Genomic DNA, 22685 nt, shown 5'->3' on the forward strand with positions numbered 1-22685 from the left:
GGCCGCCTACGGCCCGGCCCGCCCCCTCGGGCGTTCCACGCCCGAGGTCCTGTGCCGGTCGATCCCGGCGGATCGGCCCGCGGCGGCGGGCGGGATGCACGGCGTCGCGGGCCCGGCAGGACCGGCCGGACACAGGGCCTAAGCTCGGGGCCACCGGGCGTACGCCGGTCGGACGACAGGGAGAGCAGCCCATGAGCAAGCCGCCGTTTCTGACCCTGCCCGCCTGCGCGCGCGCCGAGCGCCTGGTGACCGGGCGCGGGGAATTCGCGGCGCTGCGGGCGGAGCCGGACGGGCCGGTGCGCGGCTCGGCGCTGCTGGTGCCGGGCTTCACCGGCAGCAAGGAGGACTTCATCGCGCTGCTGGAGCCGCTGGCCGCCGCCGGGTACCGGGTGACGGCCGTGGACCAGCGCGGGCAGTACCAGAGCGGCGGCCCGGACGACCCCGCCGCGTACGGCGTCGAGGCGCTCGGCGCGGACGTCCGGGCGCTCACCGAGGTGCTGGCGGCCGACGGACCGCTCCATCTGCTGGGGCACTCCCTCGGCGGCCACGTGGTGCGCGAGGCGGTGCTCGCCGCGGCCGCCGAGGGCCCGCTGCCCTGGCGGTCGCTGACCCTGATGTCCACCGGCCCGGGTGCGATCGACCCGGCCGAGGCGGCCCGCACCAAGCTGCTGCTGGACGCACTGCGGGTGATGGACCTGGAGCAGATCTGGCAGGTCAGGCTGCGGATGGAGGCGGAGAGCGGGCAGCCGGTGCCAGCCACGGAGCCCGCCGTCGCGGAGTTCCTGCACCGCCGTTGGCTGGCCAACGTGCCGCTGTTGCTGTCCGTCACCGGCGCTCACCTGATGTCCGCGCCGGACCGGGTGGCGGAGCTGGCCGCCGTCACCGCCGGGCTGCCGCTGCTGGTGCTGTCGGGGGTGCGGGACTACGCCTGGCCCGTCCCGGAGCAGACCGCGATGGCCGAGCGTCTGGGCGCCCGCCGGGTGGTGATCGCGGAATCCGGCCACTCCCCCAACGCCGAGCGGCCGGCCGCGACGGCCGAGGCGCTGGCGGCGTTCTGGGGCTGATCCGCCCGCGCGGGACGGGGCCGCGCCCGCCCCGGTTCCCGCTTTCCTCCAGAAGTGGTCTGTACCACTTCTGCAAGTTCGACCTCCTTCAACACAGGACAAAATTCGTTAGTTACGGTAATCTTTGATTCTGTCCGGGAATCATCGCCGGCCTCCACCGCGGCATCGAACACCCGAAACCCGGTCGTCACGGACCGGCAACGGCCCGGTAGCACCGCCACGTCACCGTGGTTCACGAGGCACAGGACGCACCAGGGCAAGCAGGGGGACCCCTTGCCGCAGCAGACCGCCGTACGCGCGACCACGCACCGCCCGGTCCGGCCGCACCGCCGGACCCGCAGGACCACCGAAGGGCTGACACCGACTCAGCCGCGATCGCCCCGCGCACCGGGGCCAGGAAAGGAGACGCCCATGACGAAGACCATGCGCTTCGAGATCGTCCGCCTCGACGACACCGCCGCCGACCCACTGATCGCCGACGCCGCCACTGTGAACGAGCTCGTCCAGGCCGCCGCCCGCACCGGCGAGCGCCTGCTCATCCGTCCGTGCCCGACCGTCTGACCCGGCGCGGCGCCTCCGACCGGGAGCCCTCACCCGCCGCCGACGAGCCGGGAGCGTCCGATCCGGACGTTCCGATACCCGACTGACGCCCCGTCACCGCATTCGCCGATGACGGGGCGTCAGTGTATCCGGGACCAAAGGCCCGGACGTTTGCCGCCGTCCGGGACGGGACATCCCCCCAACGGGAGCCGCCCGCACCGCGCCGGACGGGCGGCCGCCACCGACAGGTGCCGCCGAGCCCTCCGTACGGGTGATCGTCCTTGACGCGGCGGTCCGGAGGGAGGAGCGTTGTCGGCTATGAGGGGCGAGCCAAGCTGCCCGAGGTGCGCCGGTCGGGTCCGCGCCCCCGGTCTGTTCTCAGACACCTGGCAGTGCGACCGGCACGGAGCGGTGCACCCGATGCAGCCGGTGCTGCCCCCGAGTGTGGAGGCCCTCGGCGTCGCCGTCGCCCGTTCCCAGGTCCCCGTCTGGCTGCCCTGGCCGCTCCCCGTGGGCTGGCTCTACACCGGCATCGCCCACGTCGGCGACGACGTCTCCGGCGCCCGGGCCACCGCCGTCGCCTGCTCCGGGCCGGCGCCGCTCGGCGGCTTCGGCGAACTGGTGCTGGTCGCCGAGGAGCTGGGGGTCGGACTCGGCGCCCGCTACGCCGGCCTGCCCGGGCCGGACCCGGGCGACTCCGTCGGCCTCTACAAGCCCGCGGACGCCAAGCTGATGGCCGCCGGGCGGCCCACCCCGATGTTCCACGTCCCGGACGCCCCCGCGGACCGCGCGGTGTTCGTCGGCGAGGCCCGCGGACTCTGGCTCTGGGCGGTCGCCTGGCCCGAGCAGTCCGCCCTGGTGATGTACGACGAGCTGGTGCTGACCGACCTGCGCGAGGCCGGCGCCGAACTGGGCCTGCTGCCCTGCGGGGCCCTCTCCCCCCGGCTGCTCGGCTGACGGGCCTATCCTGGGCGGCACCCACGAGCCCCCGGGAGTCCGATCCGTGCGCATCGACCTGCACGCCCACAGCAACGCCTCCGACGGCACCGACAGCCCGGCCGAGCTGGTCGACGCGGCCGTCGCCGCCGGCCTCGACGTGGTGGCGCTGACCGACCACGACACCGTGGCCGGCCACGCCGGGGCCGCCGGGGCGGTGCGCGCGCTGCCCGCCGGCACCCGGCTGACCGTCGTCCCGGGCGCCGAGCTGTCCTGCGTCGTGGACGGCATCAGCATGCACCTGCTGGCGTACCTGTTCGACCCCGAGGAGCCGGAGTTCGCGCGCGAGCGGGAGCTGGTGCGCACCGACCGGTTCCGGCGCGGGCGGGCGATCGTCGAGCGCTGCCGGGAGCTCGGCGCGGAGATCAGCTGGGAGCAGGTGCGGCGGATCGCCGGGGCCGGCTCGGTCGGCCGACCGCACATCGCCAGCGCGCTGGTCGAGGCGGGCGTGGTGGCCACCGTCTCGGACGCCTTCACGGCCGACTGGCTGGCCAACGGCGGGCGGGCGGACGTCCGCAAGCACGAGACCGACCCGGTGGTGGCGGTCCGGCTGGTCCGGGCGGCCGGCGGGGTGCCGGTGTTCGCCCACCCCGGAGCCGTCAAGCGCGGACTGACGGTCTCCGACCGGGTGATCGCGGACCTCGCGGCGGCCGGACTGGCCGCGCTGGAGGTCGACCACACCGACCACGACGAGGAGACCAGGGCGCGGCTGCGCGGCCTGGCCGGTGAACTCGGCCTGCTGGTCACGGGCTCCAGCGACTACCACGGCACCCGCAAGACCGTCCGGCTCGGTGAGCACACCACCGACCCGGCGGTGTACGAGGCGCTGCTGGCGCAGGCCACCGGCGCGAAGCCGATCGAGCGCTGAGCCGGCGCGGACCGGCCCGCGCGCCCCGGCTGACCGGCCGTCAGTCCAGCCGGACGCCGCGCCGGTCCGGGTCGCGCAGATCGGCGCCCTGGTTCAGCCAGCGCTCCTGGAGCGCGGCCGCGCCGTGCACCCGCTTCCAGCCCGCCTCGTTGGGCGTCATCGGCAGCAGCGGCAGGAAGCGGACCGGGTCGGCCGGGTCGGCCAGCGCTAGGTCCTCGACCAGGCCGCCCGGTTCGGCGGCCAGCACCGAGGTGAAGGGCGCGCCGTCCCAGAGCGGGGAGCCGAGGTCCAGCGAGCCGCCCGGGGCCACCACCAGGCCCTCGACCTGCGGGGTGGCGGCGAAGGTGGCCAGGGTGCGCAGCACGCTGTCGCGTCCGCCGCGGACGGTCAGCACCAGTTCGGCGCGCGGGCCGCGCAGTTGGTCGGCGATCGGCGAGGTCGGGTCGGCCATCGGCGTGGCGGACATGCCGAGCGTCGCGTACCGCACCAGGCCCTCGGCGTCCGGGCCGAAGCGCAGCACCTCGATCCGGTCGGCGCCGAGGAAGGTGACGGCGGCGCGGCCGCCCGGTTCGCCGAAGGTGGCGATCAGCCGGGCTTCGACGGCGGCCAGCACCGCCTCCCGGGTGAGCTCGGGGGAGCTGCCGCCGTGGGGATCGCCGAAGAGCGGGAAGTCGTGCGCCATGCCGGTGAGCGTAACCCCCGGGGCTCGTCGGGCCTCGCGCGGGCGGGCCCGGAGGCGGTCGCAGGCCGGACTGCGCCAGGAACCCGTAAAGCCTTCGGAAACCCTCGGGAACTCCTCGGGTTCGATGGCCGGTCAGATGTTAGGGTGAGCGACTGGCCACCGGAACCGTTTCGTTCCGGGGCGGCGGCGTGAAGGAGGTGGTTGCGGTGGATACCGGCCGACCATGCAGTACCGGCAGCTCTGCCCGGCCCCGAACTCCCCGTACCCCTCGCCCCGCAGGCCCAACCGGCTGAATCAGCCGCGGTAGCCCCGGGCGCGGGACGCACGGCGAACGGCCGGCCGGGAGAGCACTTTCATCCCCCGTTCCACCGGTGTTCTCCGCCGTCGTACCGCGGCCGGACGTCTTTCCCTCCGTGCCGCCGCGCGACGGCTCCTGCCTCTGGGAGCCTGCCATGTCGATGATCAACAGCCTGCGCGCCGCCGTCCGCACCAACCGCCGCCGTGGCGCGGCCGGGGTCTACGACACCCTGCCCGAGGGTGCCGCCTCGGCGGTCGTGGACTGCGCGGTCTACCAGCACGGCAAGCGCAGGGGCGAGACGTGCAGCCCGCGCGAGGCCGCCCGCCGGGTCAGGGCCGCCCACCTGCTCCCGGAGGGCGAGGGCTCGTTCAGCTGGATCGGGCTGCACGAGCCGACCGAGGCCGAGTTCGAGGGGATCGCCCAGCGCTTCGGCCTGCACCCGCTCGCGGTCGAGGACGCGGTGCACGCGCACCAGCGGCCGAAGGTCGAGCGCTACGACGACGTGCTGTTCGCCGTCTTCAAGACCGTCCGCTACGTCGAGCACGACCAACTCACGCCCACCAGCGAGGTGGTGGACACCGGCGAGCTGATGGTCTTCGCCGGACGGGACTTCGTGATCACCGTCCGGCACGGCGGCCACGGCTCGTTGCAGGAGCTGCGCCACCGGCTGGAGGCCGACGCGGACGAGGCCGGGCTGCTCGCCAAGGGCCCGTCGGCGGTGCTGCACGCGATCGCCGACCACGTGGTGGACAACTACCTGCTGGTCGCCGAGCGGCTCCAGAACGACGTGGACGAGATCGAGTACGGCGTCTTCTCGGCCAAGGGCGGGCGCAGCTCCGACGTCGGCCGGGTCTACCAACTCAAGCGCGAGGTCCTGGAGTTCAAGCGCGCCGTGGTGCCGCTGCTGCGTCCGATGCAGCAGCTGTCCGAGCCGCTCCAGCGGCTGGTCGACCCGGACGTCCAGAAGTACTTCCGGGACGTCGCCGACCACCTGGCCCGGGTCGCCGAGCAGGTGCACGGCTTCGACGAGCTGCTGAACTCGCTCCTCCAGGCGAACCTGGCGCAAGTCTCGGTGGCGCAGAACGAGGACATGCGCAAGATCACCGCCTGGGCGGCGATCTTCGCGGTGCCGACCATGATCACCGGTGTCTACGGCATGAACTTCAAGTACATGCCGGAGCTGGACGACCAGTACGGCTACCCGACGGTGCTCGGCGCGATCGTGCTGATCTGCGTCGGGATGTACCGGGGCTTCCGCCGCAACGGCTGGCTCTGACCGCCCGCTACCGGCGTCCGCCGCGGGCGACCAGGACCAGGCCGAGCAGGATCAGCACCACCGCCGGGTAGGCGGCCGCCGGGGGCCACTGGCCCAGCCAGAGCGCGGCGATCAGCGTCGCGCCCGGGGTCTCCAGCAGGATCGCGGTGGAGGTGACGGACGGCCCGAGGCTGCGCACCACGCGGTTGCTCAGCGAGTGGCCGAGCAGCTGGGCGGCGACCATCAGCAGCACGATCTGCCACCACACCCCGGCCGGCCACCCGGCCAGCGGCGTCCCGGCGACCAGACAGATCCCCAGCAGGACGGCCGCCGTGGTGGCGTAGCAGACCAGGGTGTACGCGGTGGTGCTGACGGTCTTGCGGACCTCGGCGCCCAGCAGCATGTACCCGGCCGCGGCCAGGCCGGCGGCGAGCGCGAGCGCGTCGCCGAGCAGCGCGCGCGGGGAGAGCGAGAGGTCCACGCCGGTCAGCACCAGCACGCCGGCGAAGGCGACGACCGTGCCGAGCCAGACCAGCCTCGGTGCCCGGACGCCCATCAGCCGCATCAGCAGGATGGTCCACAGCGGGGTGGTGGTGACCAGGGCGGTGGCGGAGGCCACCGAGGTCATCCGCAGGCTGGGCATCCAGAGCGCGAAGTGCACGGCGAGCAGCGCCCCGGCGGCGACCGCGAGCAGCAGCGCCCGCCGGCCGATCCCGCGCAGCTCGGCACGGTGGCGCAGCAGCGCGTACGGGCCGAGGACGCCGACCGACATGACGTTGCGCCAGAGGGCGATCGCCAGGGCGGGCGCGGCGGTGGCGCTGATCAGCGGGCCGGAGAGGGAGATGCCGCCGATCGAGACGGCGAGCAGCAGCAGGTCGAGGGTGGGGAGCGGGTGCGCCGGGCTCGGGTCGGCGGCCGCGGGGGCGGTGGTGGGGGCGGTCGCGGGCCGGGCGGCGGGCACGGCGCTCCTTGCTGGTCGCGGTGGTGGGGCGGTGGTACGGCGGGGCGGTCATACCGTAAGGCCCGTGGCGCGGCAATGGAACTGTCGCCCGGAGGCTGAGACGTCCCGTGGACAGCGAAACCCGTACGCTGTCCGCCATGGACCGTACGCCCGCCGCCGCGACCGCCGACGACTTCCTCGACCAGGCCCTGCTGGAGGAGGCCGCGAAGAAGTCCGGACTGCTCTGGGTGCGCGCGGACGGACAGGAGCAGGCCCGGCCGCTGTGGCACGCCTGGCACGACGGCGCGGTCGTCGTGGTCGGCGGGGGCGGCGAGCAGCCGCTGCACGGCCTGGAGCCGGGCACCGGCGCCACCGTGACCGTCCGCAGCAAGGACAAGGGCGGCCGGCTGACCGGCTGGAGCGCCCGGGTGGTGGAGCTGGCCCCGGACACCGAGGCCTGGCTGGGCGCCGTCGACGAGCTCAAGGGCAAGCGGCTGAACGCCCCCGACACCGACGCCATCACCGGCCGCTGGGCCCGCGAGTGCCGGGTGCTGCGGCTGGAGCCGGCCGGTCCCCTCACCGAGCGCCCGGGGGCGATGCCGGACGGCTCGCACGCGGCGCGGCCGATGCCCACCCCGGCCACCACCCGGCTGCCGATCCCCGCCGGTCTGCCCAAACTGCTGTTCAAGCGCCGTTAAAGCCCCCCGAGTGTTAAGCAAAGGATGGCGCCGGGGACGCCTCGGGCCGCTACCGTGCCTCCCGGCCGGACTTCGAACGCACGGGTAGCCTGGCCACCAGGTGCGCCCCCGCGCATCCGGTACGGCGTCGAGCGAGTCGAGGGAGTCCATGGCGGGACCAGGTACCCGGGTCTTCATCTCCCATCTGTCCGCCATCGCGGTCTTCGACCCCAACGGCGACCAGGTCGGCCGGGTCCGGGACGTGGTCGTGTCGCTGCGGCTCGGCGCCCGCCCGCCGCGCGTGCTCGGCCTGGTGGTCGAGGTGGTCGGCCGACGCCGGATCTTCCTGCCGATGACCCGGGTGACCAGCCTGGAGTCCGGCCAGGTGCTCACCACCGGCGTGATCAACATGCGCCGCTTCGAGCAGCGCCCGTCCGAGACCCTGGTGCTCGCCGAGCTGCTGGACCGCACCGTCACCTGGTCCAAGACCGCCGAGCAGGTCACCGTGCTGGACATCGGCATGGTGCAGACCCGGTTGCGCGAGTGGGAGATCAGCAAGGTCTTCGTCCAGGTGGGCCGGGCCGGCCGGCTGCGCAAGGGCAAGGGCGAGCGGCTCACCCTGGGCTGGCAGGACGTCACCGGCTTCTCGGTGCCCGAACAGGACCAGGGCGCGGCCAACCTGCTTGCCACCTTCGAGCAACTGCGCCCCGCCGACCTGGCCGGTGTGCTGCACCACCTGTCCGCCAAGCGCCGTGCCGAGGTGGCCGCCGCCCTCGACGACGAGCGGCTGGCCGACGTCCTGGAGGAGCTGCCCGAGGACGACCAGGTCGAGATCATCGGCAAGCTCCAGGAGGAGCGCGCCGCCGACGTCCTGGAGGCGATGGACCCGGACGACGCCGCCGACCTGCTCTCCGAGCTGCCCGGCGAGGAGGCCGAGCGGCTGCTCCAGCTGATGGAGCCGGAGGAGGCCGCGCCGGTGCGCCGCCTGCTGACGTACGAGGAGGACACCGCCGGCGGTCTGATGACCACCGAGCCGATCGTCCTGGAGCCGGACGCGACGGTGGCCGAGGCGCTGGCCCGGGTCCGGGTCATCGACCACAAGCCCGCCCTGGCCGCGCAGGTCTTCGTCTGCCGACCGCCGAACGAGACCCCGACCGGCCGCTACCTGGGCACCGTGCACTTCCAGCGGCTGCTGCGCGAACCCCCGTACGTCCTGGTCGGCTCGCTGGTCGACGACGACCTGGACCCGCTGCCGCCGGACACCCCGCTGTCGCTGATCACCAGCTACCTGGCGACCTACAACCTGGTCGCCGCGCCGGTCGTGGACGAGGCGGACCACCTGCTCGGCACGGTGACCGTCGACGACGTGCTCGACCACCTGCTGCCGGACGACTGGCGCGACGCCGCGCTGCACGCCCATGACGGGGCCCACGACGACGAGAGCGAAGGGGTGGCCGGTGGACGGTGACCGCAACGGACGGCCGGACGACTCCGCGCGCCACCGACTCCAGCGCGAACTGCGCCAACTGCGCCAGCTGCGCGAACTGCGCACCCGCGACGGCGGCCGGGACCGGCGCCCGGAGACCGCGCCGATCACCGGCGCCGGCCGCACCCGGCTCGACCAGCCGCGCACCGCCCGGCCCGGCCTGATCACGCTGCCCTCCTACGACCCGGAGGCCTTCGGCGTCCTGTCCGAGCGGATCGCCCGTTTCCTCGGCACCGGACGGTTCATCGTCTGGATGACGGTGGTGGTCGTCGTCTGGATAGCGTGGAACACCCTGCTGCCGGCCCACGTGCGCTTCGACGAGTACCCGTTCATCTTCCTGACCCTGGCGCTGTCGCTCCAGGCCTCGTACGCGGCCCCGCTGATCCTGCTGGCGCAGAACCGCCAGGACAACCGGGACCGGGTCAACATGGAGCAGGACCGGGCCCGCAGCGACCGCGCCATCGCCGACACCGAGTACCTGACCCGCGAGGTCGCGGCCCTGCGGCAGGGGCTCGGCGAGGTCGCCACCCGGGACTTCGTCCGGAGCGAACTCCAGTCCCTGCTCAGGGAGATCGACGAGCGCCGGGAGGCCGCCGGGCCGCTGTGACCGGCGGCACCCTACCGACGGGTCAAGGGGTTCGCCGGGCGCCGTACCATCAAGGCATGGCCAACGAGACAGAGGTCGCGGCCGGCGTCACGGAGGAGTCCGTACGCCAGGCGCTGGCGACCGTCAACGACCCGGAGATCAACCGCCCGATCACCGAGATCGGCATGGTGAAATCGGTCGAGCTCGCCGAGGGCGGCGCGGTGCGCGTCGCGGTCTACCTGACGGTCTCCGGCTGCCCGATGCGCGACACCATCACGACCCGGGTGCGCGAGGCGGTCGGGAAGGTCCCCGGCGTGACCGGCGTCGAGGTCGAACTCGACGTGATGAGCGACGAGCAGCGCAAGGAGCTGTCCCAGCTGCTGCGCGGCGGCGCCCCCGAGCGGGAGATCCCGTTCGCCAAGCCGGGCACGCTGACCCGGGTCTACGCCGTCGCCTCCGGCAAGGGCGGCGTCGGCAAGTCCTCGGTGACCGTCAACCTGGCGGCCGCGATGGCCGCCGACGGCCTGAAGGTCGCCGTGGTCGACGCCGACATCTACGGCCACAGCGTGCCGCGCATGCTGGGCGTCGAGGGCCGGCCGACCCAGGTCCAGGACATGATCATGCCGCCGCAGGCGAACGGCGTGAAGGTCATCTCGATCGGCATGTTCACCCCGGGCAACGCCCCGGTGGTCTGGCGCGGCCCGATGCTGCACCGCGCGCTTCAGCAGTTCCTCGCCGACGTCTACTGGGGCGACCTGGACGTGCTGCTGCTGGACCTGCCGCCGGGCACCGGCGACATCGCGATCTCGGTGGCCCAGCTGGTCCCCAACGCGGAGATCCTGATCGTCACCACCCCGCAGATGGCCGCCGCCGAGGTGGCCGAGCGGGCCGGCACCATCGCGGTGCAGACCCACCAGAAGATCGTCGGCGTGATCGAGAACATGTCCGGCATGCCGTGCCCGCACTGCGACGAGATGATCGACGTCTTCGGCACCGGCGGCGGCCAGACCGTCGCGGACGCGCTCACCCGCACCGTCGGCGCGACCGTCCCGGTGCTCGGCTCGATCCCGATCGACGTGCGGCTGCGCGAGGGCGGCGACGACGGCCGCCCGGTCGTGCTCGCCGCGCCCGACTCCCCGGCCGGCGCGGCGCTGCGCGCGGTGGCCGGCAAGCTCGGCGGCCGCCGGCGCGGACTGTCCGGCCTCTCGCTCGGCCTGACGCCCAAGAACAAGTTCTGAGACGGCGGTTGACGAGGGGTCGGGTGGTTCGCCACCCGGCCCCTCCGTCGTCCCGCGGGCGCTACAGCCGGGTGTAGGAGCCCAGGTCCGCAACGGTGGCGAAGCCGAGGCCGTAGGCGCTGACACCGCGTCCGTAGGCGCCCAGGAGGACGCCGGGGGCCTCTCCGGCCAGCACCCAGCCGTACTCGGACTCGCGGTACCGGAAGGGCTGCGGAAGGCCGTTGACCGGCAGGCTGAGGGTGGACCAGCCGGGCCCGGCCAGGTCGTCGGCGAGGTCCCAGGCGAGGCTGCTCTGCTGGTCCAGCCAGTCCTGGCGCAGCGCGCGGTCCAGCTGCCCGGGCCAGGTCGCGGCGAGCAGGCCGGAGCCGGCCAGCCAGGCGGCGGAGGAGGCGGAGGTCGCCTCCAGGGTGCCGGTGTTGTCCGCGCTGCGCCGGCTGTCCCGGCGGGCCACGCTGACCACGACGGCGAACTTCCTCACGTCGCGCGGCTCGTACCGCTGGGCCGGCTCGTCGCCGTGGCCGAGCGAGCCGTAGTCGACGCTGCCCGCGGCGCGGGCCCCGGCGCCGGCCTGCACCAGGAAGCGACGGCCGGTCCAGCCCTCGTCCAGCCCGTACCAGGGGAAGTCGGCGGACAGGTAGGGCACCAGCGGGTCCACCGGGCCGGCCTGTCCGCCGACCACCGGGCCGCCGGCCGTGGCCGTCGCCCCTCCCGCCTGACTCGTAGCGTCCATCCCCGGGCCTCCTCAAACACACGTTTGCCTGCCGTGGCGCGCTCCCATGGTGGCGTACCGCGGCGCTCCCCGGGGCCGATCCTGGACCGCGACGGGGCGCGATGTGACGGACGGCTCAGCGGGAACAATCAGCACAATAGCGGCGCGCACGCCACCGCCCCGCTCAGCCGGGTGGCCGGGCGGGGCGGTGGCGCGGCCACGGGGGCTCCGGACGCGGTGCGGATCAGGTGGCGTCGGGGTCGAACGGGGGCCGCTCGCCGGGCGCCAGCGGGGCTCCGGTGGCGGCGGGCGCCGGGGCGGACTTCTCGAAGCTGACGCTGCCGCTGCGGCCGTTGACCGGCGCCGCGGGCTTGTCGTCCAGCACGGAGCGGATGTCCAGCGATTCCTTCATGTCCTTGAGGCCCAGCGGGTCGTCCTGGTCGCCCAGGAGCTGCTTGCGCACGAAGGTCTTGGGGTTGAGGTCCTCGAACTCGAAGTCCTTGAACTCGGGACCCAGCTCGCTGCGGATGTCCTCCTTCGCGTTGTCGGCGAAGGAACGGATCTTCCGGATGAAGCCCATGGTGTCCTGGATCAGCTTGGGCAGCTTGTCCGGACCGAAGATGATGATCGCCATCACGGCCAGGGTCAGGAGCTCCAGCCCACCTACGTCGCTGAACACCTTTGCTCCCTAGCTCGTCGGACGACGGTTCCTATCAGGGTAATGGCCACCGGCGAGTCCCTGGTCCACGCGGGGATGAAGCCGTGGTAAAGACCTGCCGGTAGCCGGGGTGTCCGGAGCGGGACACCGGTGTCCTTCGAGCGCCGCCCTACCGGGTCTGGTGGCGCAGCGCCGCGACGTCGGCGGCGTAGCGGTCCGGGGAGCCGGACGGGGTCGCCTCGCGGGTCGCGGCGACCGGGCGGCCGACGAAGTCCACCGGGACCTGCGCGTTCATCGGGACGAGGCCGCCGCGTCCCGCTCCGGGGCCGGGCGGGCTGACGGTGGTGCCGTGGCGCTCCTCGCCCTGGGTGCTGAGCCCGCCGACGCCGCCGAGCGTCACCGCGGCGACGGAGAAGGCGCCCGCGGCGGCGAACACCAGCCGGCGTCCGCGCGCGGCGGACCGGACGGCGGCCGCGGCCGGCTGCGGGCGGGCGGGGGCAGCGTCCTCCGGCCGGGCGGAGCGTCGGCCGATCAGCGGCCGCAGCACCGCGCCGCGCCCGAAGGCCCGCGGGTCGACCCCGGGGAGCGGGGCGTCGGCGCCGAGCGCGCCCGCGCCGAAGGAGGCCCCGGCGCCGCGGCCGAAGGAGCCGCCGTCGAGCCGGCTGCCGCCGAGCGTGCCGGTGGCCGCGACCCCGCCGCCGGGCAGGTCGTCGTCGTCATCGCGGCGGCCGCGCCCGGTGGGCCGGCCGCCGTCCGCCGGGGCGTCCTCGGGAAGGTTGCCGACGGCCATCAGGCGGGCCATCAACGAGGAGGACGGGCCGGGTGTGCCGGCGCTGGTCAGCAGGTGCTTGACGGCGCGGCCCTCGTCGGCCTCGGCGAGGCACTGCGGGCAGGTCGCCAGGTGCGCCTGGACGCGGTCGCGCGAGTCGTGGCCGAGTTCGCCGTCCACGAAGGAGGAGAGGCGCTCGCCGAGGTGGTGCTCCTCGGCGGCGGGGGTGGCGGGGCGTACCGGGAGCGCGCGCAGCGCCGAGTCCGCGGGCAGCGCCGCCGCGGCGGGCAGGACGGGCTCACCGGGTTCGTCGCCTCCGCGACGGCCCGGCAGGGCCCAGCCCCGTCGGGTCGGGAACCGGTCGGAGGCGTCCGACCGGTCCGAACCGGACCGGCTGGTTCCGCTCACGATCGCCTCCGTCCGCGCCCACCGGGCGCGACCGCGGCCTCGGCCGCGCCGACGCCGGCCGGCACCGGCTCCTCCGAGCCGCCGCGGCGCTCACGGCCGGGGGCCGAGCCGGGGGCGCGGTGCTTGAGCGCGGCGCGCAGGTGCGAGCGGCCGCGGTGGATGCGGCTGCGGACGGTGCCGAGCTTGACGCCCAGCGTGGCGGCGATCTCCTCGTACGACAGGCCCTCGATGTCGCAGAGCACCACCGCCGCCCGGAACTCCGGGGCGAGGGTGTCCAGGGCCTGCTGCACGTCGGCGTCGAAGTGGGTGTCGCTGAAGTGCTGCGCCGGGCTCGGCTCGCGGGAGGCGAGCCGCTCGGCCGCGTCCTCGCCGAGCGCGTCGAAGCGGATGCGCTGGCGGCGGCGGACCATGTCCAGGAAGAGGTTGGTGGTGATCCGGTGCAGCCAGCCCTCGAACGTGCCGGGGGTGTAGGTGGACAGCGAGCGGAACACCCGGACGAAGACCTCCTGGGTCAGGTCCTCGGCGTCGTGCTGGTTGCCCGTCAGGCGGTAGGCCAGCCGGTACACGCGGGCGCTGTGCGCCTCGACGATCTCCTCCCAGGAGGGCGGAGTCCAGGTCTGCGCGTCGGGACCCTCGGAGAAGGTCGCGAGGGCGGGGGCCCCGGTGGCACCGGCGGCCGCGGGCTGGTCCAGGTCGGTGTGCGCAGGCTGGTTCATCACGGGCTTCGGCGTACGGGCCGACGCGGTGCCGCGGGAGTGCCGCCGCACGGGGACGTCGCCCTCGGCCACACCTCCTCGGTCGGCTCTTCTTCCCAGCAGGGCCACCACCATATCCACCTCACCCGTCAAGCCCGGATAAAAGTGCCCGGGCGGCATCTCGCACCCGGTCCGTCCTGACAACGGCCCGCCGCCGTACGCGGTTCCCGGTCGGCCAGTAATCTGTGCCAGGAAATATCGACATCCTTCGGCACCGGGCCCCGCCCGGGGCTCCGAAAGAGGCAGCCATCAGCGAGTTCGGGCCCGCGCGCGCGGCCCTCGCCGACACCTACGTGGGCGAGGACGCGGTGCTGACCTACGCCCGGGCGCAGTCCGCGCGGACCGGGATACGGGCGATCGGCCCCAGCGGCGGGGCCTGTCTGCGCCTGCTGGCGGCCGCGCTGGACGCCAAGGCGGTGGCCGAGATCGGCACCGGCACCGGGGTGTCCGGGGTCTACCTGCTGCGCGGAATGCGGCCGGACGGAGTGCTCACCACCGTCGACTCGGAGCCGGTGCGCCAGCAGCTGGCCCGCGAGGCGTACCAGGCGGCCGGGTTCGCGGCCAACCGCTCCCGGTTCATACCGGGCCGGGCGCTGGAGGTGCTGCCCCGGCTCGCCGACGGCCAGTACGACCTGGTGTTCTGCGACGGCGACCCGGCCGAGTCCTGCGAGTACCTGCTGGAGGCGCTGCGGCTGCTGCGGCCCGGCGGGATGGTCTGCTTCGAGGGGGTCTTCCAGGAGGGCCGGCTGGCCGAGCCGGACCTCCAGGACCCGCAGACCGGCGCGGTCCGGGACCTGGTCCGGGACGTGCGGGAGAGCGAGGCCCTGCTGCCGGCGCTGCTGCCGGTGTCGGACGGGCTGCTCTGCGCGATCAAGCGCTGACCGGCCGGAGGCGCCGGGACGTACGGAAAACGCGCGGGCCCGGGCCGACATGACGTCGTACCCGGGCCCGGCAGCACATCTCCAGGAGATGGCGAGCACCTGCTGCGGTCAGCCGCAGGCCTTCTTCAGGGCCTCGCCGAGGGCGTCGGCCTCGTCGGGCGTGAGCTCCACCACAAGGCGCCCGCCGCCTTCGAGCGGAACACGCATGATGATGCCGCGCCCCTCTTTGGTGACTTCGAGCGGGCCGTCACCCGTCCGCGGCTTCATGGCCGCCATGCTCGTTCCCCTTCCTGCAACCGCTCAGCTACGCACCGGCAGTCCGTCCACCGCCGGTATCGAACGCATTGATCGGAAGCCATTATCCCGCATGCCACGGGCTGATGACCAACATCACTCTCGGTGCAACCACGACCGGACCGCCCCCAACCACCGCAAACCGCGCCATAAGCCCCGGCGTGGCGGTGGCACGGACACCACCGGAGGGTGCGATACCTCACACTCCCCAGGCCCCCGTGTGCTCCGGCATCCTGACACACGACACCGACACCGCCACGACTCCGGGAGCCCTCACCCATGTCCGATTCCGTGCAGTACGAGCTGGACGGCGGCCTGGCCGTCATCACCGTCAACCGCCCGGAGGCGATGAACGCCCTGGACGTCGCCACCAAGGTCGCGCTGCGCGACACCATGACCACCGCGGCCGCGGACCCGGCGGTGCGCGCCGTCCTGCTGACCGGCGCGGGCGAACGGGCGTTCTGCGTCGGGCAGGACCTGAACGAGCACCTGGCGATGCTGAAGCGGGCCGAGGAGACCGGTGAGGGCGCGCTGCGGACCGTCGCCGAGCACTACAACCCGCTGGTGCGGGCGCTGGCCGGGATGCGCAAGCCGACCGTCGCCGCGGTCGGCGGGGTGGCGGCCGGCGCGGGCGCCTCGCTCGCCTTCGCCTGCGACTTCCGCATCCTCTCCGACCGGGCGGGCTTCAACACCGCCTTCGCCGGGATCGGGCTGACCGCCGACTCGGGCGCCTCCTGGACGCTGCCGCGGCTGGTCGGGCACGCCAAGGCCACCGAGCTGCTGATGCTGCCCCGGACGGTGAAGGCCGCCGAGGCGATGGAGCTGGGTCTGGCCACCAAGGTGGTCGCGGCCGAGGAGCTCGCCGCCACCGCCCGGGTCTTCGCCCGCGAGCTGGCCGAGGGGCCGACCGTCGCCTACGGCGCCATCAAGGAGTCGCTGGCCTACGGCGCCTCCCACTCGCTGGACGAACTCCTCGAAAAGGAGGACGAGTTGCAGACGCTGGCGGGCGAGAGCGAGGACCACCGGATCGCGGTGCGCGCCTTCATCGCCAAGGAGAGGCCGAAGTACCTGGGCCGCTGAGGCCCGGCACCGGGCCGCCGGGGCTCAGCGCTTCGCGCCGGTGCGGACGTGGCAGTCCGCCAGGTGGTCGTCGACCAGTCCGCAGGCCTGCATCAGGGCGTAGGCGGTGGTCGGGCCGACGAAGCGGAAGCCCGCCTTCTTCAGCGCCTTCGCCAGCGCCGTCGACTCGGGGGTGACGGCCGGCACCTCGCCCAGCGTGCGGGGGGCCGGCCGGTCCGGGTCGGCGGCGAACCGCCAGATCAGCGCGTCCAGGCCGCCCTCCAGGTCGCGGGCGACCCGCGCGTTGGCGATCGCCGCCTCGATCTTGGCCCGGTTGCGGATGATGCCGGTGTCGGCGAGCAGCCGCTCCTGGTCGGCCTCGCCGAACTCGGCGACCCTGGCGATCTCGAAGCCGGCGAACGCGGCCCGGAAGCCCTCGCGGCGGCGCAGGATGGTCAGCCAGGACAGGCCGGACTGGAAGGCCTCCAGGCAGACCCGCTCGAACAGGGCGTCGTCGCCGTGCACCGGACGGCCCCACTCGGTGTCGTGGTAGACCCGGTAGTCGTCGGTGGACTCGCCCCAGCCGCAGCGGCGCAGGCCGTCCGCTCCGAGCACCGCGCCGTCCGTCACCGCTCCCGCCCCGGCTTCGCGTCCTCCGGCGCCGGCTCCCCGGCCGACTGCTTGGTGAGCGCCACGGCCGGCTCGACCACCTGGGCGAACTGCTCCAGACCGGGCAGCGGTTCGGCCGCCGGGTCGGGGCTGCCGGTCGCCTCGACCGCGCCGCGCAGGTGGGCGGCGGCCTCCAGTTCGGCGATCCGCGCGTCACGGTAGGCGAGTTCGGCGCCGAGGCGGTCCAGGACGTCGTCCACCTCGTCCATCCGGTAGCCGCGCACCGCCATCGGCAGGCGCAGCTCGTCCACGTCCGCCTTGCCCAGCGGGCGGTCCTGCGGAAGTCGCGCGGAGATGCGGTCCGGTGCCGCCTCCGGCATCGAGCCGCCCCCGCCCAGCGCCACCAGGGCGGCGCCTCCGACCACCACGGCCATGGCGACCACGATCACCCAGAACACGAGCTGTCCTCCCGAACTCCCGGCCGGTCCGCTATGTGGTGGCAGGTAACCAGACTGATCATGACAGCATGGTCCCTTAGTGAGGCCGGGGGCCATCATCGCACCCGCAGGAGCTCTGGAGGAGACATCGGTGGCACTGCGCCTGGGACCGCGGGAATTCGGTGACGACGAGCTGGTGATCATGGCGATCGTCAACCGGACGCCGGACTCCTTCTTCGACAAGGGTGCGACCTTCGCCGACGAGGCCGCCTTCGCCGCCGCCGACCGGGCGATGGCCGAGGGCGCGGCGATCCTGGACATCGGCGGGGTGAAGGCCGGGCCCGGCGACGAGGTCACGGTCGAGGAGGAACTGCGGCGCACCGTGCCCTTCGTGGCCGAGCTGCGCGAGCGCCACCCCGAGGCCGTGATCAGCGTGGACACGTGGCGGCACGAGGTCGGCGAGGCGGTCTGCGAGGTGGGCGCCGACCTGCTGAACGACGCCTGGGGCGGGGTGGACCCGAAGCTCGCCGAGGTGGCCGCCCGGCACGACGTCGGGCTGGTCTGCACCCACGCGGGCGGCGCCGAGCCCCGCACCCGGCCGCACCGGATCGGGTACGAGGACGTGATGGCGGACATCCTGGGGGTCACCGTCGGGCTCGCCGAGCGCGCGGTGGAACTGGGCGTGCGGCGGGACGCGGTGATCATCGACCCGGGGCACGACTTCGGCAAGAACACCCGGCACTCGCTGGAGGCCACCCGCCGGCTGCCGGAGATGACCGCGACCGGCTTCCCGGTGCTGGTCTCGCTCTCCAACAAGGACTTCGTCGGCGAGACCCTGGACCGGCCGGTGAACGAGCGGCTGCTCGGCACCCTGGCCACCACGGCCGTCTCGGCCTGGCTGGGGGCCCGGATCTACCGGGCGCACCAGGTCGCGGAGACCCGCCAGGTGCTGGACATGGTCGCCTCGATCCGGGGCACCCGCCCCCCGGCGGTCGCCCGCCGGGGGCTGGCGTGAGGGACCGCCGTCAGATCCCGTTGGCGGGCCGGCGGGCGTCGGCGAGGATCTTCATGACCTCGTCGACCTCGTCGGTGATGTGGAACAGCTCCAGGTCGTGCGGGGCCGCCTTGCCCTGCGCGACCAGGGTGTCCTTCAGCCACTCGTAGAGGCCGCCCCAGTAGGCGCTGCCGAAGAGGATCACCGGGAATCGGGTGACCTTCTTCGTCTGCACCAGGGTGAGCGCCTCGAACAGCTCGTCCAGCGTGCCGAGGCCGCCGGGCAGGACCACGAAGCCCTCCGCGTACTTCACGAACATCGTCTTGCGGACGAAGAAGTAACGGAAGTTCAGTCCGAGGTCGACGAACTCGTTGAGGCCCTGCTCGAAGGGCAGCTCGATGCCGAGCCCGACGCTGAGGCCGCCGGCCTCGGACGCGCCGCGGTTGGCGGCCTCCATCGCTCCGGGGCCGCCGCCGGTGATCACCGCGTAGCCGGCCTCCGCGAGGGCCCGGCCGATGGCGATGCCCGACTGGTACTCGGCCGAGTCGACCGGGGTCCGGGCGGAGCCGAACACGCTGATCGCGGGCGGGAGTTCGGCGAGGGCGCCGAAGCCCTCGACGAACTCGGAGGTGATCCGCAGCACCCGCCACGGATCGGTGTGCAGCCAGTCGGTCGGGCCGGTGGTGTCCAGCAGGCGCTGGTCCGTGGTGCTCGTGCCGACCTGGTCCCGGCGCACCAGCACCGGGCCCTTCTGCTTCTCGGGCCAGGCCTTCTTCTTCCGCGGTACCCCGACCTGCTCGGGGCCGTGACCGTACTGCTTCTCGTCTCCTGTGCCTGTCATGACGGAACCCTACGCCCGCCTTCCCCCGTTTTCGGACAACGGGGGAAGGTCGGTTGGGCATCCGGAAGGTGGCGTTCGGCCGCCGACCGGACCGGCGGCGCGAACCGGGCTCAGCTGGTCAGCCAGGCGCGCAGCCGCTCCTCGACCTCGGCGATGGCGCTCAGCGAGCAGTACTCCTCCCGCTTGTGCGCCAGGTTCGGGTCACCGGGGCCGTAGTTGACCGCCGGGACGCCGAGCGCGCTGAACCGGGCGACGTCGGTCCAGCCGAACTTGGCCCGGGCCTGGCCGCCGGTGGCCGCGAGGAAGGCCTGGGCGGCCGGCTGGGACAGTCCGGGCAGGGCGCCCGGGGCGAAGTCGGTGACGGTCAGTTCGAAGCCGTCGAAGACCTCGCGCACGTGCTTCTCCGCGTCCGCCTCGTCGCGGTCCGGCGCGTAGCGGAAGTTGACCGTGACGACGCACTCGTCCGGGATCACGTTGCCGGCCACGCCGCCGTCGATCCGCACCGCGTTCAGGCCCTCGCGGTACTCCAGGCCGTCGATCTCCACCCGGCGCGGCTGGTAGCCCTCCAGCCGGGTGAGCACCTCGGCGGCGTGGTGGATGGCGTTGTCGCCGAGCCAGCTGCGGGCCGAGTGGGCGCGCGTGCCGGTCAGCCGCACCTGCGCCCGCAGGGTGCCCTGGCAGCCGCCCTCGACCATGCCGCCGCTCGGCTCCATCAGCACCGCGAAGTCGCCGGCCAGCCACTCCGGGCGGTCCTTGGCCAGGTGGCCCAGGCCGTTGCGGTGGGCCTCCACCTCCTCGCAGTCGTAGAAGACGAAGGTGAGGTCGCGGTTGGGCTCGGGCACGGTGGCGGCGATGCGCAGCTGGACGGCCACACCGGACTTCATGTCCGTGGTGCCGCAGCCGTGGAGCAGGTCGCCCTCGACCCACGAGGGGAGGTTGTCGGCGATCGGCACGGTGTCCAGGTGGCCGGCCAGGACGACGCGCTCGGCACGGCCCAGGTTCGTCCGGGCGACCACGTTGTTGCCGTGGCGGTCCACGGTGAGGTGCGGGTAGCCGCGCAGCGCGGTCTCGATGGCGTCGGCGAGCGCCTGCTCGTCTCCGCTCACCGAGGGGATGTCGACGAGCCGGGCGGTCAGCGCGCCGCCGTCGAGGGTGAGGTCCAGGGGCGTCGGGTTCGTGCTGCTCATGGATGCCAGCCTAGTCCGCGGGGCGTTCGCCCCGGTGTGGTCGTCCTGTGACACGGATCGGCACCGGTTCGGCAACCGGGAGGCGCCGCACACCCGTCCGAGTGGGTACGGTGTCGGATCAAGGAGCGGGCGCGAGAGGGGCGAGGGTGGCCAGGAGAAGGAGCAGCGAGGAGCTGGGTGACGAGGCGGAGGAGCCTCGTCGCCGCGGGCCGCTGCGCGCCCTGCTGATGGTGATCGTGGGGCTGCTCGGCCTCGCGCTGGTCGCCGGCCTGGCCGTGGTCGGCGTCTGGTGGTTCGGCTTCAAGCCGGGTGTCTCCGAGGAGTGCACGGTGAAGACCGCGGCCGGCAACGGCACGCTGGAGCTGCCGCAGGCCGCCAACGCCGCGACGATCGCCGCGGTGTCGCGCTCGCGCGGGCTGCCGGACCGGGCCACCACGATCTCGCTGGCGACCGCCATGCAGGAGTCCAAGCTGCGCAACCTGGCGGGCGGCGACCGGGACTCGATCGGCCTTTTCCAGCAGCGGCCGTCGATGGGCTGGGGCACCCCGGCGCAGATCTCCGACCCGGTGTACGCGACCAACAAGTTCCTGGACGGCCTGGTCAAGGTCCCCGGCTACACCCGGCTGCCGCTGACGGACGCCGCGCAGGCGGTGCAGAAGAGCGGCTACCCGCAGGCCTACGCCAAGCACGAGACCAAGGCGACGCTGCTCACCTCGGCGCTGGCCGGCCGCGAGCCCGCCTCGTTCTCCTGCGTGGTGCACGACTACGCCAAGCCGGACCCGGCGGACTCCCCGACCGCCACCCCGGGCGCCTCGCCCACCGCGGGTGCCACCCCGGTGGCGGCGGTGCCGGACCGGACCCAGGTGCTGTCCGACCGGGTGCGCCGGGAGTTCGGCCGCACGGTGACCCCGGCGGCCGGCTACGCCTCGGCCATCAAGGGCGCCGAGAACGCCGTCTCGCTGACCCCGGACCCGGCCGCCGCCGCGCTGACCTCCTCCTCGGACGCCGGGGCGGACGGCGGGGTGGGCGCCGAGCGGGCCAGTGGCTGGGAGGTCGCCCACTGGGCGGTCGCCCAGGCCCAGCAGCTGGGCATCGCGACGGTCGCCTACGACGGGAAGATCTGGCGCAAGTCCAAGTCCGAGGACGGCTGGCAGACCCAGACCTCGGGCACCTCGACCAAGCTCGTCCAGGTCACTCTGGCACCGGTCGACAAGGGCTGACGCACAGGTGTTCGGGTTGCCGCCGACCGGGTGATTCCGGTCAACTCCGGTGGACTGACCGCCCGTTCCGGCGAACCGAGGTGGAGAACCGTCACTTCCCATGGCCGGGACCGCTTCGGCGGCGTCCGGCCGGCCCGGTGGGCGGCTCTCCTGTAGTCATACGATCCGATCGTCGGCAGGGCATCTTCCTTGCACCGGCCGAAACCTTCTGGCTTCTCAAGCGGTAACAACGTCGTCCGCCCGGTCGGCCACACCCGGCCCTCCGGGTGGACGGGACGGACCCAGACCCCCTTCGAGGAGCCCCATGTCTCACCCCCTCACGCGCCGGATCGCCCAGGCCGCGCTCATCGTGGCCGCCGGAGCGACCCCGCTGGTCGCGGCCGGCTCCGCGTCCGCCCTGGGCGGGGACGCCCTGCTGCCCAAGAGCGACCTCGCGGCACCGCTGGGCCAGCTGACCAACACCGACACCGGTTCCACCCTGCAGCACACCACCCATCAGCTCGGCCAGGCGGCCGGCAGCACCGGCGCGGCCACCGTCGCCGCCGGCGTACCGGCCTCCGCCGACGCCGCGGGCAACATCGTCGCCCAGCAGCTCCCCGAGGCGAACGAGAAGGCCGGGTCGCTCACCGCCCCGGTCGACCAGACCGCGGCCACCGCGGGCGAGCTGTCCTCGGTCACCCCGAAGGTCGCCTCGACGCTGGCCGGCAAGCTCGGCGAGGCCGTCACCGGCAAGGCCGACGCCACCCCGCGCAGCGCCACCGCCGGCACCGGCCCGCTCGACGGGCTCACCCAGAGCGGCTCGGTCACCCAGGCCCTGCCGGCCGCCGACACGCTCACCGGCGCCGTCCCCGGCGGCGCCGCCGTCGCCGACGCGCTGCCGGTCGGCGCGGTGCAGCGCGCGCTGCCGCTCGGCGCGGTCGAGCGCGCCCTGCCGTCCGACGTGCCCGCCACCGACGTGCTCGGCCTGGCCGAGCACGGGTCGGCCAACCGCCTCGGCGGCGCCGACCTCGGCCAGAACAACCCGCTGGCCGGCCTCACCGGCGCCCTCGGCCCGCTCGGCGGCGTCGGATCGGTCGGCCCGCCGAGCTCGGTGGTGGTCAGGTACTGCGCGAACCCCGGGTCGGTGGCGAGCAGACGGGTGACGGCCGCGGCCAGCTCGGCCCGCGCCCCCGGATCGTCCGGACCGGCCTCGATCGCCGTGACCGCCCGCGCCCCCTCGGGCATCAGCCGCAGC

25 protein-coding genes are annotated in these 22685 nt (G+C 74.0%); 14 read left to right on the forward strand and 11 right to left on the reverse strand.

From position 1 onward, the window contains the following. Positions 1-191 precede the first annotated feature (191 nt). The 4 genes from ACFRMQ_RS17655 (at position 192) to ACFRMQ_RS17670 (ending at position 3468) form a co-directional block, all read left to right on the forward strand. Positions 192-1064: an alpha/beta fold hydrolase gene (locus ACFRMQ_RS17655; protein ID WP_380731376.1), complete on the forward strand. Its 873-nt coding sequence runs from the start codon at positions 192-194 to the stop codon at positions 1062-1064. 411 nt (positions 1065-1475) lie between these two features. Next, positions 1476-1625 (forward strand): hypothetical protein, encoded by a 150-nt coding sequence (locus tag ACFRMQ_RS17660; RefSeq protein ID WP_380703804.1) that lies wholly within the window; start codon positions 1476-1478, stop codon positions 1623-1625. Between the two features lie 297 nt (positions 1626-1922). Continuing rightward, positions 1923-2561, forward strand: coding sequence for a DUF6758 family protein (locus ACFRMQ_RS17665; protein ID WP_380731377.1), 639 nt, complete (start codon positions 1923-1925; stop codon positions 2559-2561). A 46-nt stretch (positions 2562-2607) separates the two neighbouring features. Then, on the forward strand, positions 2608-3468 hold the full coding sequence (locus ACFRMQ_RS17670; protein ID WP_380731378.1) for a PHP domain-containing protein: 861 nt from the start codon (positions 2608-2610) through the stop codon (positions 3466-3468). A 40-nt stretch (positions 3469-3508) separates the two neighbouring features. Here the strand turns inward: ACFRMQ_RS17670 and ACFRMQ_RS17675 are convergent, their stop codons facing one another. Continuing rightward, the gene (locus ACFRMQ_RS17675) at positions 3509-4150 is read right to left on the reverse strand and encodes a suppressor of fused domain protein (protein ID WP_380731379.1); all 642 of its coding nucleotides are present in this window, start codon (positions 4148-4150) and stop codon (positions 3509-3511) included. A 452-nt stretch (positions 4151-4602) separates the two neighbouring features. Between ACFRMQ_RS17675 and corA the strand changes: the two genes are divergently transcribed. Continuing rightward, on the forward strand, positions 4603-5724 hold the full coding sequence (gene corA / locus ACFRMQ_RS17680) for a magnesium/cobalt transporter CorA (protein ID WP_380731380.1): 1122 nt from the start codon (positions 4603-4605) through the stop codon (positions 5722-5724). A 7-nt stretch (positions 5725-5731) separates the two neighbouring features. On the opposite strand, the gene ACFRMQ_RS17685 is transcribed toward corA, so the two are convergent. Beyond that, positions 5732-6664, reverse strand: a complete 933-nt coding sequence (locus ACFRMQ_RS17685; RefSeq protein ID WP_380731381.1) for a DMT family transporter — start codon at positions 6662-6664, stop codon at positions 5732-5734. A 137-nt stretch (positions 6665-6801) separates the two neighbouring features. Between ACFRMQ_RS17685 and ACFRMQ_RS17690 the strand changes: the two genes are divergently transcribed. The 4 genes from ACFRMQ_RS17690 to ACFRMQ_RS17705 all read left to right on the forward strand — a co-directional run bounded on the left by ACFRMQ_RS17690 (position 6802) and on the right by ACFRMQ_RS17705 (position 10630). Then, the gene (locus ACFRMQ_RS17690) at positions 6802-7341 is read left to right on the forward strand and encodes a hypothetical protein (protein ID WP_380731382.1); all 540 of its coding nucleotides are present in this window, start codon (positions 6802-6804) and stop codon (positions 7339-7341) included. Positions 7342-7489: 148 nt separating this feature from the next. Beyond that, a complete protein-coding gene (locus tag ACFRMQ_RS17695) occupies positions 7490-8788 on the forward strand; it encodes a magnesium transporter MgtE N-terminal domain-containing protein (protein ID WP_380731383.1) in 1299 nt (432 codons plus the stop codon). Positions 8789-8837: 49 nt separating this feature from the next. Further along, the gene (locus tag ACFRMQ_RS17700; RefSeq protein WP_380731395.1) at positions 8838-9413 is read left to right on the forward strand and encodes a DUF1003 domain-containing protein; all 576 of its coding nucleotides are present in this window, start codon (positions 8838-8840) and stop codon (positions 9411-9413) included. Positions 9414-9469: 56 nt separating this feature from the next. Next, on the forward strand, positions 9470-10630 hold the full coding sequence (locus tag ACFRMQ_RS17705) for an Mrp/NBP35 family ATP-binding protein (protein WP_380731384.1): 1161 nt from the start codon (positions 9470-9472) through the stop codon (positions 10628-10630). Between the two features lie 61 nt (positions 10631-10691). Here ACFRMQ_RS17705 and ACFRMQ_RS17710 read toward each other — a convergent pair whose 3' ends face one another. From ACFRMQ_RS17710 to sigE, 4 genes are all read right to left on the reverse strand, one after another. Continuing rightward, entirely contained in the window at positions 10692-11360 is a 669-nt protein-coding gene (locus tag ACFRMQ_RS17710; protein WP_380731385.1) for a hypothetical protein, read from the reverse strand. 223 nt (positions 11361-11583) lie between these two features. Then, a complete protein-coding gene (locus ACFRMQ_RS17715; protein WP_380731386.1) occupies positions 11584-12018 on the reverse strand; it encodes a sec-independent translocase in 435 nt (144 codons plus the stop codon). Between the two features lie 148 nt (positions 12019-12166). After that, on the reverse strand, positions 12167-13174 hold the full coding sequence (locus ACFRMQ_RS17720; RefSeq protein WP_380731387.1) for an anti-sigma factor family protein: 1008 nt from the start codon (positions 13172-13174) through the stop codon (positions 12167-12169). Next, positions 13171-13890 carry an RNA polymerase sigma factor SigE gene (gene sigE, locus ACFRMQ_RS17725; protein ID WP_380731396.1) on the reverse strand — a complete coding sequence of 240 codons (720 nt, stop codon included), beginning with the start codon at positions 13888-13890 and terminating at the stop codon, positions 13171-13173. The genes ACFRMQ_RS17720 and sigE overlap by 4 nt, the downstream gene beginning before the upstream one ends. A gap of 287 nt (positions 13891-14177) precedes the next feature. Here sigE and ACFRMQ_RS17730 point away from each other — a divergent pair, with 287 nt between their 5' ends. Next, on the forward strand, positions 14178-14810 hold the full coding sequence (locus tag ACFRMQ_RS17730) for an O-methyltransferase (RefSeq protein ID WP_188296514.1): 633 nt from the start codon (positions 14178-14180) through the stop codon (positions 14808-14810). Positions 14811-14918: 108 nt separating this feature from the next. Here ACFRMQ_RS17730 and ACFRMQ_RS17735 read toward each other — a convergent pair whose 3' ends face one another. Beyond that, positions 14919-15086 (reverse strand): DUF3117 domain-containing protein, encoded by a 168-nt coding sequence (locus ACFRMQ_RS17735; protein WP_014137929.1) that lies wholly within the window; start codon positions 15084-15086, stop codon positions 14919-14921. A 297-nt stretch (positions 15087-15383) separates the two neighbouring features. On the opposite strand from ACFRMQ_RS17735, the gene ACFRMQ_RS17740 reads away from it, so the two are divergent. Continuing rightward, complete coding sequence (locus ACFRMQ_RS17740; protein WP_380731388.1) at positions 15384-16184, forward strand: enoyl-CoA hydratase-related protein; 801 nt, start codon at positions 15384-15386, stop codon at positions 16182-16184. 24 nt (positions 16185-16208) lie between these two features. Here ACFRMQ_RS17740 and ACFRMQ_RS17745 read toward each other — a convergent pair whose 3' ends face one another. Then, positions 16209-16793, reverse strand: coding sequence for a DNA-3-methyladenine glycosylase I (locus ACFRMQ_RS17745; protein ID WP_380731389.1), 585 nt, complete (start codon positions 16791-16793; stop codon positions 16209-16211). Then, entirely contained in the window at positions 16790-17230 is a 441-nt protein-coding gene (locus ACFRMQ_RS17750) for a DivIVA domain-containing protein (protein WP_380731390.1), read from the reverse strand. Before ACFRMQ_RS17750 ends, ACFRMQ_RS17745 begins: the two co-directional genes overlap by 4 nt. A gap of 181 nt (positions 17231-17411) precedes the next feature. Between ACFRMQ_RS17750 and folP the strand changes: the two genes are divergently transcribed. Further along, positions 17412-18224, forward strand: a complete 813-nt coding sequence (gene folP / locus ACFRMQ_RS17755) for a dihydropteroate synthase (protein WP_380731397.1) — start codon at positions 17412-17414, stop codon at positions 18222-18224. Positions 18225-18234: 10 nt separating this feature from the next. Here the strand turns inward: folP and ACFRMQ_RS17760 are convergent, their stop codons facing one another. Both ACFRMQ_RS17760 and dapE read right to left on the reverse strand, forming a co-directional pair. Next, positions 18235-19044, reverse strand: a complete 810-nt coding sequence (locus ACFRMQ_RS17760) for a TIGR00730 family Rossman fold protein (RefSeq protein WP_380731391.1) — start codon at positions 19042-19044, stop codon at positions 18235-18237. Positions 19045-19154: 110 nt separating this feature from the next. Further along, positions 19155-20231, reverse strand: a complete 1077-nt coding sequence (gene dapE / locus ACFRMQ_RS17765) for a succinyl-diaminopimelate desuccinylase (RefSeq protein ID WP_380731392.1) — start codon at positions 20229-20231, stop codon at positions 19155-19157. Between the two features lie 146 nt (positions 20232-20377). Between dapE and ACFRMQ_RS17770 the strand changes: the two genes are divergently transcribed. After that, positions 20378-21451, forward strand: a complete 1074-nt coding sequence (locus tag ACFRMQ_RS17770; protein ID WP_380731393.1) for a hypothetical protein — start codon at positions 20378-20380, stop codon at positions 21449-21451. A gap of 304 nt (positions 21452-21755) precedes the next feature. Continuing rightward, positions 21756-22685: hypothetical protein (locus ACFRMQ_RS17775; protein WP_380731394.1), on the forward strand; the 930-nt coding region annotated here is incomplete at its 3' end.

Origin of the sequence: Kitasatospora sp. NPDC056783 (assembly GCF_042789895.1) — a bacterium.
Taxonomy (GTDB): Bacteria; Actinomycetota; Actinomycetes; order Streptomycetales; family Streptomycetaceae; genus Kitasatospora.